At 49.9% G+C, this 13,118-nt stretch carries 11 protein-coding genes; 1 reads left to right on the forward strand and 10 read right to left on the reverse strand.

Annotated features, from left to right (window positions below; genetic code table 11):
- Nucleotide 1: 1 nt before the first annotated feature.
- Nucleotides 2-1,504, reverse strand: a complete 1,503-nt coding sequence (murD, locus tag NTV65_07295) for a UDP-N-acetylmuramoyl-L-alanine--D-glutamate ligase (protein ID MCX6115001.1) — start codon at nt 1,502-1,504, stop codon at nt 2-4.
- Nucleotides 1,505-1,506: 2 nt separating this feature from the next.
- Nucleotides 1,507-2,586 (reverse strand): phospho-N-acetylmuramoyl-pentapeptide-transferase, encoded by a 1,080-nt coding sequence (gene mraY, locus NTV65_07300; GenBank protein MCX6115002.1) that lies wholly within the window; start codon nt 2,584-2,586, stop codon nt 1,507-1,509.
- Between the two features lie 298 nt (nt 2,587-2,884).
- Between mraY and NTV65_07305 the strand changes: the two genes are divergently transcribed.
- The gene (locus tag NTV65_07305) at nt 2,885-3,751 is read left to right on the forward strand and encodes a hypothetical protein (protein ID MCX6115003.1); all 867 of its coding nucleotides are present in this window, start codon (nt 2,885-2,887) and stop codon (nt 3,749-3,751) included.
- Nucleotides 3,752-3,770: 19 nt separating this feature from the next.
- Here NTV65_07305 and NTV65_07310 read toward each other — a convergent pair whose 3' ends face one another.
- The 8 genes from NTV65_07310 to NTV65_07345 all read right to left on the reverse strand — a co-directional run bounded on the left by NTV65_07310 (nt 3,771) and on the right by NTV65_07345 (nt 13,038).
- Nucleotides 3,771-5,255 carry a UDP-N-acetylmuramoyl-L-alanyl-D-glutamate--2,6-diaminopimelate ligase gene (locus NTV65_07310; protein ID MCX6115004.1) on the reverse strand — a complete coding sequence of 495 codons (1,485 nt, stop codon included), beginning with the start codon at nt 5,253-5,255 and terminating at the stop codon, nt 3,771-3,773.
- A 48-nt stretch (nt 5,256-5,303) separates the two neighbouring features.
- Nucleotides 5,304-7,220, reverse strand: a complete 1,917-nt coding sequence (locus NTV65_07315) for a penicillin-binding protein 2 (GenBank protein MCX6115005.1) — start codon at nt 7,218-7,220, stop codon at nt 5,304-5,306.
- 124 nt (nt 7,221-7,344) lie between these two features.
- Entirely contained in the window at nt 7,345-7,662 is a 318-nt protein-coding gene (locus NTV65_07320; protein MCX6115006.1) for a hypothetical protein, read from the reverse strand.
- 77 nt (nt 7,663-7,739) lie between these two features.
- Entirely contained in the window at nt 7,740-8,681 is a 942-nt protein-coding gene (gene rsmH / locus NTV65_07325; protein ID MCX6115007.1) for a 16S rRNA (cytosine(1402)-N(4))-methyltransferase RsmH, read from the reverse strand.
- Complete coding sequence (locus tag NTV65_07330) at nt 8,678-9,217, reverse strand: division/cell wall cluster transcriptional repressor MraZ (GenBank protein ID MCX6115008.1); 540 nt, start codon at nt 9,215-9,217, stop codon at nt 8,678-8,680. The genes rsmH and NTV65_07330 overlap by 4 nt, the downstream gene beginning before the upstream one ends.
- Nucleotides 9,218-9,531: 314 nt before the next feature.
- A complete protein-coding gene (glmS, locus tag NTV65_07335) occupies nt 9,532-11,367 on the reverse strand; it encodes a glutamine--fructose-6-phosphate transaminase (isomerizing) (GenBank protein MCX6115009.1) in 1,836 nt (611 codons plus the stop codon).
- Between the two features lie 732 nt (nt 11,368-12,099).
- Complete coding sequence (locus NTV65_07340; protein ID MCX6115010.1) at nt 12,100-12,285, reverse strand: hypothetical protein; 186 nt, start codon at nt 12,283-12,285, stop codon at nt 12,100-12,102.
- 105 nt (nt 12,286-12,390) lie between these two features.
- Nucleotides 12,391-13,038, reverse strand: a complete 648-nt coding sequence (locus NTV65_07345) for a hypothetical protein (protein MCX6115011.1) — start codon at nt 13,036-13,038, stop codon at nt 12,391-12,393.
- Nucleotides 13,039-13,118 lie beyond the last annotated feature (80 nt).

Here is a 13,118-nt window from a genome sequence, read left to right on the forward strand (position 1 = left end):
ATCATACCGAGATTGGTAGCTTTATAGCCTCATGCACATAGCGTTTAAACTCGGTACCGCGGTGCTCAAAATCAGTAAACTCATCGAAACTCGCACACCCCGGTGTTAGGAGCACCACACCCTGCCCAAGCTGGTCTAAGCTCTCTAGCGCCAGATCGGCTCCGCTGCGCAGGGTTGCCGCTACAATACAGGGGATATGTTGAGCACGGCAGTGACTCGCTAGTAATGGCCCATCCTTACCGAAACATATTAGGGGCTCGATAAAACTACCCTCAGCCTTGATTAAAGCAAGCAGCGGTTCCCATGAACCGGCCTTTGAGAGCCCTCCGATCATAATAATCAATCGATGCTGTGGAAAGTGCCTGCGAACCGTCGAAAGAGCGGCGATAGAGGCCGCAACGGTCGTTGACTTTGAATCATTTATAACAAGCGCTGTATCCATATCTCTGCGAACAACAACCTCAAGGCGGTGCTCAAGGGGCGTAAAGGTATCGAGGCTACTCTGAATTACTTCTGGCACTACGCCGATACGACGAGCGGCAAGGATAGCCGCCGCCATATTGTAGCGGTTGTGTGCGCCAAGCAACGCACTAGATCTGGTTTCATACAGCTCGGTCTTGCCCTCAATACTGACCCGAATAATAGCCCCATCTGGGTTTGACTCGTCAATCGACGCACAGATCGGAGCTCTCTTAGTAAGCTCTGTAAGGGCTGCCCTTCCAAAGAGAGCCAATGTGGCCGAGCAGGAGTTCGCAAGCGACATAACAGCGGGATCATCAGCGTTAACGATCGCGAGATCCTCGCTCGTCTGTAGGCGCATTACCCTACCCTTTGCAGCACCGTAACGCTCAAGGCTACCGTGTCGCTCAAGGTGGTTCTCGCTAAGATTAAGGATAATACTCACGGCGGGCTTAAGCACCGTACAGGCCTCAAGCTGATAGCTCGATGCCTCTACAACAAGCAAAGACCTCTGCCCTACACTCTCCTGATGTAGCTCCTCGTTAGAGATCACCGGTGTTCCTACGTTTCCACATAGATACGAACGCAGCCCGGCTTGACGCAAAATAAAATCAAGCAGCGATACGGTCGTACTCTTACCGTTACTACCGGTAACTACCAAACTTCTGCCACCATGCAGCTCAATCCCGAGTTCTAGCTCTGAAACGTACGGAACTCCAAGGCGGTTGATGGTACCAACCACCGCCGACTCAATCGGCACACCTGGGCTCAGAATAACGAGTCCAACGTCAGCTAGAAGTGGCGCGATACGCTCACCATCTAATCCAAAACAGATCTCTACACCGAGGGCTCGTAGCTCCTGCACCGCATAAGAGAACTTTGATTTAGATAGAAAGAGCTCCTCACTCTGTCGCTCAATGAGCCTTACTGAGAGTTCGTGCCGACGCAAAAACCTAGCACTCTCGATTCCGCTAATTCCGAGGCCGATTACCAAGACCTTTTTATTAGAACACTTCAGCAGAGAGATCTTATCTTGAAATGACATAGCTATCGTAATTTAAGAGATGTAAGCGCAAGGATAGCTAATACTATTGAGATAATCCAAAAACGGACGATTATCTTTGGCTCCGCCCAACCTGCTAACTCAAAGTGATGATGGATCGGTGCCATACGAAACACCCGCTTCTTGGTGAACTTGTAGTAGTAACGCTGAATAACAACCGAAGCCGCCTCTATAACAAATACCCCCCCTGCAACGAGCAGGATCAGCTCCTGCTTGACCAAAACAGCTATAAATCCAAGGGTCCCGCCGAGCGCCATTGACCCTGTATCACCCATAAAGATCTGCGCCGGAAAGGTATTGTACCAGAGGAAGCCCAGGCCAGCTGCAAATATACTAGAGAGCATTATCGCCAGCTCTGCCGCTCCATTCTCATGGTGTATTCCTAAATACTCTGCATATTTCGGACTCCCCGCAAGATAAGCAAAGATAGCGTATGTGCACGCGACCGTCATAACTGGGCCGATAGCAAGACCATCCAATCCATCCGTAAAGTTCACGGCGTTTGAGGTGGCTGCAAGCATAAATGAGGTAAAGAGCACAAAGCCTACAACCCCTAGCTTAATCGTAACGTCCTTACAAAATGGAATCGTAAGATCGGTTGAACCACCGAGCAGACAAAGAATAATAGCCACACCCGCCCCAAGCCCGAACTGCACAAAGAGCTTACCACGCTCAGAGAGACCCTTTGAATCTTGCTTCTCTATCTTCTTCCAATCATCAACAAAACCGAGATAGGCGAATCCGTTCATAACAAGGAGAGCAAGCCATACCTTCACATTAGTTAGGTCTGCCAGAAGTAGAGTTGAAAGGAGCACTGCAACAACAACAACCATGCCTCCCATGGTCGGTGTTCCACGCTTTGCTTCATGCGCCTTTGGTCCATCTTCTCGAATCGGTTGGCCCCGAATGCCACGTTCATTAAGCCACCGGATAAAAAGCGGCTGCACAACCAACACAAACACAAAGGTAAACAGGAACGCCAACATGCAACGAAAAGTTACGTACTTAAAAACGTTGAGCCAGCTATAGGTATCGTGAAGGGAATAAAGGAGTTCGTACAACACTGTAATGTTCCGTGAAAGGCAGTAGCAAGCTAATAAGCTTAGAATTTGAAATGTAACACCAGCCGGTGTGGTCGTCGAGATGGGTGCTGAGGGAATGGATTAATATAACGATCCTAGCATGCCAGTAGGCAGACCCTAGTAACATTCGTATCTATCTGATTTATCTAGTAAAAATAAAATACTGCAGCACTTTTAAGGCATTTGCAGATAGGTGGATAGCAAAGCTGTCAGAAATAGTTGGAGAGACTTGGCAACAGGCATATCTAAAAATCAGCTGCTCAGACATTTACAAGGCTATATGAAGAATTCATCTATTAAATCTATCCTCCTCGCTATCGCACTATTATTCTCTAGCGGATGTACCAAAGATGATGGTGACGACAGCTCTGCAAACCCATCAGATCCTGGCACCTTCCGCACCAGCTGCGGAACGGTATACAAAGGCGCTCGTCAGGATTCGGTCGCTCGCTCAGAGGCCTCTAAGGGTACAGTGCGTGTGCTTGGTAATAACCTGCTTATTTTTACAAGCGCCACAGAAACAAAGCTACTCAAGCTACATAATCTAGGGATTATTTCACAAGACGCTAAAGCAAGTGCTGCAAAGAGCCGGTTAAACGCTCTCGCGGCACAGGGTGAGGTGTTTTTCTATCAAGCGAGTAAGGATTGCTCAGTTCAGCTAGAGTCCGGTGGAACTGGTGTCCTTGGGCAGCTCTTTTCGGCAAAAGGTACAAATTTCTCTGAAGATCTGATCTTATCAGGGCTTGCATCCATTGAAAAGGATCCGTGCTCAGGTGAGCTCCTATCTTCGTGTTACATCGCACTTGCAGATGCTACCGAAGAAACGATCGCAGATGAAGTTGGAGAGTTTCTCTGGAAACCTGTATCAGACAGTAACGGCAGACTCGCTGTTCATACTGGCCCATCTGGTACAACCGTAATTGTAAACGGTGAAACCGGAACCAATCAGGGTGGTGGAAACGGATTCGGAAGCCTGGCGCGATTCTCAAAAGCTGGCTGCGCATACGGTGCAAACGTACGGGTGCAGGTAGTGAATTCAGATGGTGCTGCTTATACCTTAAACGGAAGCACTACGATTACTATTCCTAACGGATGTAACCGCTACTGCATCAAGAATGGCGCGATAGCGCTCTGTCCAAAGAGCTAGTAACTCCCTAGCAGGGTTATTACGTTCGCCGCTTAAGCGCCTGGCTGGCAACATCCTGGTCTGAAAAACGGAAACGTTCCTTGCCTATAATTTGATAATCCTCGTGTCCCTTGCCAGCTATAAGGATCGTATCGTTTGGGGCAGCTCTCTGAACGGTTGTAGTAATGGCGATCGCGCGATCGAGCTCTATCATGCTCGGTTTAGTTCCTTCACTTAGAATATCTGCTAGGATCGCCCGGGGGTCTTCGCTGCGGGGATTATCCGATGTGACTACAACGTGGTCAGCACCGAGCGCCGCTATCTTGGCCATCTGCGGCCGCTTGCCCCGATCCCTATCCCCACCACAACCGAAGATTACCCAGAGCTCTCCAACGGTGGAAACACGAACGGCCTTAATAGCTCGATCGAGCGCGTCTGGCGTATGCGCATAGTCTACGAAAACCCTGGGAGAGCTAGAATCAATTCGCTCAAGTCGCCCCGGAACCTGTGGAACGCTCCGTAAGGAGCTTATAATCTCGCTAGCCTCGTATCCAAGTCCAAGACAGGCCGCAAATGCGGCCGTAACGTTCTCTGCATTATGAAGACCGACAAAGGGGGTTTCTATAGTATAGGGGCTATCATCCCCTCTTAGCCTAAGCACTATGCTCATCTCACCGGCCCGCTCCGTTATCTTCTCAATACGGACAGAAGCTAGCTCTGAGCTTCCAAATGATAGATCTCGCAACCCTAGTGCCGGAAGCTCTGCTATCAGCTTCATTCCATACGGATCATCTGCATTAATAACTGCTACCTTTGTAGCCTTCTTTCCACGAGCTATCAGCTCAAAGAGCTTTCGCTTGGCGGTAAAGTAGGCTTCAAATGTTCCGTGATAATCGAGGTGATCACGGCTCAGGTTCATAAATATCACGACATCAAAGCAGACATCGTCGACCCGAGCTTGATCTAACGCATGTGATGAGACCTCCATAACACAGCTCCTCACTCCTTTGCGCTCGCCGTGCCCTAAGAGCGCGTGAATAGTGAGAGGATCTGGACTTGTAAGGGCTCCATCAACTCGCTCTCTGTTCATTAGCTCTGTGCCAAGTGTCCCAATGCGGAGAGCTCCGCCCCCTATCTGGTTAAGGACGTGGTAAATGATCCAGTTTGTGGTCGTCTTTCCATTAGTACCGGTAACTCCAACAACCTTGATTCGAGTTGAGGGGTCGCCGTTAAATGCTGCGGCCAGCGCACTAAGCGCAGCACGCGAGTTCGTTACCTGAATGCCGGGCCGCCCTTTAAGGACAGTAGGGTCCTCGACAACACACGCCAGCGCCCCGCGCTCAAAGGCCTGATCAACGAAGTTATGTCCATCCGTGGAGAATCCCCTTACGGCTACGAACAACGCTCCAGGTTCTACAGCAAGCCCTGATGCGGCCAGCGAGGTTAAATTAAGCGGGGCACTCGGAGGATTGATCGGCATACCACCGATCAACGCCGCTACTGCTTCAAAAAAATGTGGATTCATAGGCTCTCTACCTTGCATGCCAGACACATAATGCCGGCATAGGCGAGCCTATCTCACGTAGGAGGCAGGGAAAAGCTCCTCCTCCTTAATATCGATCGATCTTTCTGGCACGATAAACGGCGACCTTGAACTTCCAACACCTAGCTCGTTTCTGGTAGCGATAAACCTGAGTGTTCGGTCCATAACTCGCTGAAATACTGGGGCTGCTAGCGTTCCGCCGTAGATGCTCTTGGTGTTCGGCTCATCCATAATAACCATGGTGGTAAGATTTCTTGGAACACCCATGCCCGCGCCATCAACAAATCCAACAAAGGATGCAACGTATGTGCCCGCCAGGTACCCACGACCATGCGGATTAGCCTTCTGTGCAGTGCCTGTCTTTCCGCCTACCTTGAGCCCCACAATTTTGGCTTTCCCACCAGTTCCGTGCTGATCCTCAACAACACCGTACATCATATCTCGTGCTACAGAGGCGGAGTGTTCCGATATAATGCGCTCTCCTGCCGGAATTCCATCTTTATCGATAACAACCGATAGCTTCGGAAGAACACCACCGTTGGCTATAGCTGCAACGGCACGAACCACCTGCAGAGGTGTTACCGCTACCCCCTGTCCAAAGGAGTGCGTTGCAACATCAACCTTTGCCCAGGAGGGCTCGGGTCGAAGTATACCGGCAGTTTCACCTGCCAGTGCTAATCCACTCGGGTCTCCGAAACCAAATTTTTTAAGATAAGTGTAGAGCCGTTCACTGCCAAGCTTAATTCCGACCTTTGTCATACCGATATTGGAGGAACGAACAACTACGTCGTGAAACGGGATGACTCCAGATGGATGCACGTCCTTGATGGTGTGCTTAGAGAATGGAAATCGTCCGTTCTCGCAATTGATCTTTTCGCGTGCTGTTACAACCCCTGCATCGATAGCAGCGGCTGCCACGATAGGCTTCATAACCGAACCAGGCTCAAAAACCGTCTCAACAAGCAGGTTACGCAGAGCATTTTTTGAGTCAGTAGAGGGATTATTGAAGTTATAGCTCGGCGATTGGCTAAGAGCGATTATCTCCCCAGTTTCTGAGTCGATCATAACGGCCATGGCCCGTTTCGCATTGGCATTTTTTCGGCCGATCTCAAGCTCCTCATCCATTATAATCTGCAGATCAGCATCGATGGTTAACTTTAGAGCCTCGCCCTTTGGTGGGGCAAAGCCATCCGCTGTATCGAGCTCATTTGTACCCAGCTCATTAACGTCTAGCTTGCTAATGTGTATGATCTTTCCAAATGCATCGCGGGTTGCAGTGGTCTTTACATGGTTCTCATGCAGCTTCTTTTCATACAGGCTCTCGATACCAGAGAGACCAGTTCCGTCGATTCCGACCTTCCCGATTAGAGCGCTTGCCGCCTGATTATATGGGTAGAAACGCCGCGCCTCTAATACAGTTCCGACTCCGAGCAGGTTTAGATCTGAGACCTTTTCCGCCTGGTAGCGTGGAACCTGGCGCTTAATCCAGACGAATGGCTGCTTGGTGTTAATGCGCTCGGCAACCTGCGACTGCTTAATTTCAAGATGCTTTGCAAGCTCTCGAACAACTCGTGGTCTATCCTTAATCTGTCTCGGCCGTACGTAGATTGATTCGGCTGGAACTGATACCGCCAGAAGCTTTCCGTTACGGTCGAGCACCTGCCCCCGCTCCGACGCTACCTCAACCTCTGCAACATGTTGTCGGATCGCCCAATCTTGCCAGATCTCAAAATTCGAAACCTGTAGGCTATAGAGCCGCCCAACTAGCAGCCCCACCCATCCTAAGGCTAATATACCTATCAACCTGAGCCGCATGGGACGCCGACCAGCCAGATTAAGGCTACTCGTACTTGGGCGATGCGCACAAGCAAAATCGACCCCGATTAGCGCAGCTCTCTGGGGCGGTTGCTGATCATGTTTTGATTTTAATGGTGCGTGCATGGTCATCTAGTAATACATGGTCATCTAGTAATAAAAGCAAGCCGTCACAGAGCCTGCCCTGTAAACCGCTATAGATAATCAGACACACCCAGATCCAACCGATAATCAGCGGTTACAACCAACCGATCAACTAGTACGAAACCTTGAGCGTCCTGCCTGGGCTATGCTCTGAAAGCTGCGCCATCTCACGGGCTGACTTCGCTAGGGAGTCTGGCCGCAAAAGCACTGAGCGCTGAAGCTCAAGTTCGCGACGCTCCATATCAAGCTCAACCGTTCGTTGACGCTCATGAGCCATCTGATAACCCAGATCCGTAGCCTCTAGCTTTACCCATACGCGAGCACCTAGAACCCCTAGGAGAACGACCGCCGCGAGTATCTGCACCCGTGCTGATACCGCTTTGGACTCACGCCTAACGTAAACCGACTGATACTGCAAACATACTGCCATATAACCTAACCCTCTAAATAAATTTACAGACTATTTACCATTCTGTCGTTACCAAAAGTGACAGCTCGTTAATTTTTTTACTTCGAAAAATCACTTCCAAACTGAAAGACGCGCAATCTCGCACTACGCGCCGCCGGATTGTGCAAAATCTCCTCGTCCGATGGCACGATAGCCTTGCGATTAACAACCAGCCCGATCCGTTTTTCAGTTCTGTTTCCGCGCCAATTCGCGGGATAGCTGCCAGCTGATTCCCACTTCCGCATGCAATTAGTTACTACTTTGTCCTCGATCGAGTGGAATGTAATAGCAGCTAGCCGCCCACCCTTCTTCACTATGCAAGGAGCGTCTTCGAGTAGCTGTTTAATCTCTCCAAGTTCGTTATTGACCTTCATTCTGAGCGCCTGAAAGACTACCGTAGCCGGATGTGTCTTGGATTCGGAGCGTTTTCCGAGCTGTGATGCCTTAACGGCATCAGCCAGCGCCTTGGCGCTAGCAAAAGGGCGCTCGAAAATAATGGTGCGGGCGATCGATCGGGCATTTTTGCCTACTCCGCCCTCGGCTAAGGCTATAAAGATCTCGCGCTCTGAGGCGTTGTTAATGAACTCTGCCGCAGTATCGTTACCTAGCCCCTCATCCATACGCATGTCGAGAGCCCCCTGATCGGCGAATGAAAACCCCCGCCCCTCCCTGAGTTGGTCGGTCGACATGCCGAGGTCAGCCAAAGCGCCATCAAAGGTAGTGTTGGAAACCGCTTTTACCATACCTGAAAAAGGGGTGTGAATTAACTCAAGGCGACTGCCGTATTCAGATGACCAACGGCGCCCCCGTTCAATGGCTCGGCTATCCCTATCTATCGCCACTACGCATGCGTCTGGATTGGCGTTAAGGATCGCCCTTGTATGTCCGCCACCCCCGAAGGTGCAATCGAGAAACATACCGCCACTCCTGGCGCCTAGCGCCTCAATAACCTCGTTGAGCATGACGGGAATATGCACTGCATCCCCTGTGGCCTGATTCATATATCTATATCCGCAAATAGATCCGGATTCTCTAACAACGCCAACTCAGACGCCGTAAAGATGGTGTCCCATACCCGCTTATCCCAGACACGAAATCCGTGGATTGACGCTGTAAAAACTACCTCCTTATCCAATCCAGCATATGCCCGAAGGTATGCTGGGATTAAAATTCTTCCACTACCGTCTATAGCGCACTCGCTAGCGCGGCTAAGGTAGAAGTTCTCGAGGCGCTGTAATTTACTGCTAAAGCGACTCTTCTCTCTCAGGCGCGCCTCAAAGCTCTCCCAAGCATCAAGGGCGAACCCCTCAACACAGCGGGATCCCTCTGAGATATAATTGGTAAGAACTACGCCCCGCTTTTCGCTATCTCCGAGCACCCGTCGAAACTCACTCGGCAGACTTATCCTGCCCTTGTCATCCACTGCGTGAACGCAGTTGCCACGAAAAGAGGTGTGCGGTGGGCGCTTGGATAAACGAGTAACGGGAACGCTAGTTTGCGCCTCTTTGGCTTGCTCATCGTGACCTTGATCATTCATCCGCCTTCCCACCGCCGATTAGGAGAAATACAACCGAGACAACTGTCGAACTAAAACCGACCACGCAAGCTAAGGGCCAACATCCCACTTAATCCCACTTGACACCACAAACCTACAGCCAATGGACTCTAATGGTCAATCGGGTAAATTGCCTAATATACTTATTTTTCTAGTTATTTTAAGTTTGTTAAAGCACTATGGTGGAAGTGCCTGTAAGGTCTGGTTGTTTTGAGTTGGAGCTATCCTAATAGGCTGAGCCATAACATGGCGATAGCGTATCGAACGACGTTGCAAATTCGAACTCGTGTCGAAAACTACTCTACCGTTACGCTCTTTGCCAAATTTCTCGGTAGATCAACGTCCGTCCCATTCATAACGGCCACATGGTAGGCCAAGAGCTGCAGGGGAATATTAAGGAGTATCGGACTCAGCTCCGCTGATATGTACGGAACGTAGATGACCGCTTCAGCGGAAACTCCTAGCGCTTTATCAGGAAGGGCATCTGTAACGACCACAACTCGTGCACCGCGAGCCTCAACCTCTTTGAGGTTCGAAAGAGTTTTTTCAAATAATAATTTTTCACGGGGAAGGATCACTACTACCGGCATCTTCTCATCGATCAATGCTATAGGCCCATGCTTCATCTCACCCGCTGGATATCCCTCAGCATGAATATATGAGATCTCCTTAAGCTTAAGCGCGCCTTCAAGCGCTATCGGATAGCAGGTTCCGCGGCCCAGAAATAGGAAGTCGCGCGCGCTGCAGAGCTGTTTGGCAGCAGCAGCAACGGCCGTATCAACACGCAACGCTTGTGCTACAGCACTTGGTAGGTGCACTAGCGACTGTAAAACTATGCGACGCGCCTCGGCAGACATCGTGTTACGGTGCTCTGCAAGATATAACGCAAGAAGCTCAAGGGCTACGATCTGGGTCGTAAAGGCCTTGGTAGAAGCCACGCTAATCTCTGGGCCAGCATGAGTATAGAGCACCATATCCGCGCGCCTACAGATGGAAGCCCCCACTACGTTACAAATAGCTAGGGTCATCCCCTTGCCGCTCGCACACTCAAGCGCTCCGAGGGTATCGAGCGTTTCTCCCGACTGAGAAACCGCTATCACCAGGGTATCGGCATCTATCAAGCTGGTGCGGTATCGGAACTCAGATGCATAGTCCACATCACACGGGATCCTTGCAAAATTCTCGATGAAGAACTTTCCTTCAAGGCATGCGTGCCATGCGGTTCCACACGCTACGAGCACAACTCTTTTTATTTCAGGGGCCTTTACCCTAAGCTTATCAAGCTCGGGCAACTCAATGGTGCCATCCAGCTCGTTGAAACGCGAACGCAGGGTATCGCTTAAAACTCTGGACTGGTCATAGATCTCTTTCAGCATAAAGTGCTTAAAGCCGCCCTTTTGTGCCGTAATTGGGTCCCAGGTTATCCGCTCCTCTGGCCTGGCGACGATACTGCCCCTGTTCTCTATATATATAGTGTCGGCGGTAATCTCAGCTAAGTCCCCGTCCTCAAGTACAAGTATGCGACGTGTATGGGGTAAAAGGGCTGGGATGTCGCTTGCTATGAAGTTCTCTCCCTCCCCACGCCCCAAAATGATGGGGGTAGAGTTCTTTGCGACCAGGATCCGATCGGGGTTTTGGGCGTCTATAGCAAGAAAGGCATAACTTCCCCTCACCTCGGCACACATAAGCCTCATCGCCTCTAGTGGCTGAAACCCCTGCTCAAGAAACCGATTTAATAGGTGTGCTGCTACCTCAGTATCGGTCTCAGATTTAAAGATACTACCATCTTGCTCAAGGCTAGTACGAAGCTCTAGATAGTTTTCAATTATTCCGTTGTGAATAAGGCTAACCCGTCCGGCTGAGTGCGGGTGTGCGTTAGTTTCTGTTGGGCGCCCATGGGTTGCCCAGCGCGTATGTCCTATACCAACACGCGCAGTGGATACCTGCTTCTTCTCTGAAAATACCTTCTTAAGCTCAACGAGCTTACCTGTGGCTCGTGTAATCTCTATGCCACCTGCTGTACACATCGCTATGCCAGATGAATCATAACCTCGATACTCTAGTGTTTCTAGCCCACCGAGTAGTATCGGCAAGGCCTCACGATTTCCAATATACCCAACTATTCCACACATACTCAGACCCTATACGAGATTAGCAAGCCGTGCCGTTTTTTCCATACGCCACTGATACGCCAGACCTTAGCAAGATTGAGTACGTTGATACAGCCGCCTATTGCAGATTTGGATTCGTGTACACTCATGGCAGTTGCTAACTACTTTACCAGCACGGCCTTAATAAGGGCCCCTACCTACTGTGTCGTGTCGTACTGCATAGAAATCGCGATTAACCGTGTCAAAAATCTGTCGCTTTAAGAACTAAAACGATCAGCCCCCTACTGCTAATGGTATCTCAAAACGCTTTTATAACTAGGCGTTGCTTGGTGTGAATCGTGCACAGCGACCTTTGGATTTCTAGGTCGACACCCTGGGTTGGGCATTTTTTGCCCGATTTGGGGCTCTCTTGGTTTCTTAGCGGGTACTAACGGCACCGTTGCCCGCAAACTTAAGAGAATTCGTCTGAAATAGAGATTCTTAGTTCACTTTAGCTAGTGGGCTTAAATTTTTGATAAATGTTTAAATTTATAGGGGTTGGTGACCGACCTCTAGACGTAAGATGAGCGCTAGAAAGCAGGCCTATGGCCTTGCCATAGCTATGTCAGGTAACCCAAACGGCTTTAGGCCGAATGGGGGGCATATCGCTCGCGCACTGCTCTGCGTGATAGCACTCGTGTCTCTTTTCATCGCCTATAACGCCCCGCTAGATCTATCTGCACAGGCTCCTCCTCCCGAGACTCCAATTTCCGGTTACCTAGAAAATGATGCGGAATGCGGCGTAGGATCCTTAGAGAATTCAATACCACCATGGGAAGCAACGGCAACTCCGACTAATACTCCAACCAACACTCCAACAGATACTCCAACTGATACTCCAACTATCACACCTACTGCTACCCCAACCTCAACTAATACGCCAACTGCTACACCTACCAATACACCTACCAATACGCCAACTAATACGCCAACTCAAACTCCAACTAACACACCTACTGCAACCTCAACTAATACCCCAACCGCTACACCTACCAATACGCCAACTCAGACTCCAACTAACACACCTACTGCTACCCCAACCTCAACTAACACGCCAACCGCTACACCTACTAATACGCCAACCAATACGCCAACAGATACACCAACCAACACACCTACTAATACCCCTACTAACACCCCAACTGATACACCTACAAACACACCAACAAATACGCCAACAGATACACCAACCAACACACCAACCAACACTCCAACAAACACACCGACTAATACGCCGACTAACACCCCAACTGATACACCTACAAACACGCCAACGAATACGCCAACAGATACACCAACTAACACTCCAACTAACACACCTACGAATACGCCAACCAATACGCCAACCAATACGCCAACTAACACACCAACTAATACGCCAACAGATACGCCGACCAATACTCCAACAGATACTCCAACTAACACTCCAACTAACACACCTACTAATACGCCAACCAATACGCCAACTAACACACCAACTAATACGCCAACAGATACTCCAACAGATACTCCAACGAACACACCGACCGATACGCCAACTAACACCCCAACTGATACACCTACCAACACTCCAACTAATACGCCAACAGACACACCAACCGATACACCAACTAATACTCCAACCAACACTCCAACAGATACGCCAACCAACACACCGACTTATACGCCAACTAACACCCCAACCAATACGCCAACTAACACACCAACAGACACACCTACAAACACACCAACTA

This window comes from Pseudomonadota bacterium, from assembly GCA_026390555.1.
GTDB lineage: Bacteria > Bdellovibrionota_C > UBA2361 > UBA2361 > OMII01 > OMII01.

Bases quoted from the DNA above. Each gene is read 5' to 3' on its own strand.
- NTV65_07310 (MCX6115004.1), bottom strand. From the start codon at position 5,255: ATGAATCCACATTTTTTTGAAGCAGTAGCGGCGTTGATCGGTGGTATG.
- NTV65_07330 (MCX6115008.1), bottom strand. From the start codon at position 9,217: ATGAATGATCAAGGTCACGATGAGCAAGCCAAAGAGGCGCAAACTAGC.
- NTV65_07320 (MCX6115006.1), bottom strand. From the start codon at position 7,662: ATGGCAGTATGTTTGCAGTATCAGTCGGTTTACGTTAGGCGTGAGTCC.
- NTV65_07305 (MCX6115003.1), top strand. From the start codon at position 2,885: ATGAAGAATTCATCTATTAAATCTATCCTCCTCGCTATCGCACTATTA.
- rsmH (MCX6115007.1), bottom strand. From the start codon at position 8,681: ATGAATCAGGCCACAGGGGATGCAGTGCATATTCCCGTCATGCTCAAC.
- glmS (MCX6115009.1), bottom strand. From the start codon at position 11,367: ATGTGTGGAATAGTTGGGTATATTGGAAATCGTGAGGCCTTGCCGATA.
- NTV65_07315 (MCX6115005.1), bottom strand. From the start codon at position 7,220: ATGACCATGCACGCACCATTAAAATCAAAACATGATCAGCAACCGCCC.
- murD (MCX6115001.1), bottom strand. From the start codon at position 1,504: ATGTCATTTCAAGATAAGATCTCTCTGCTGAAGTGTTCTAATAAAAAG.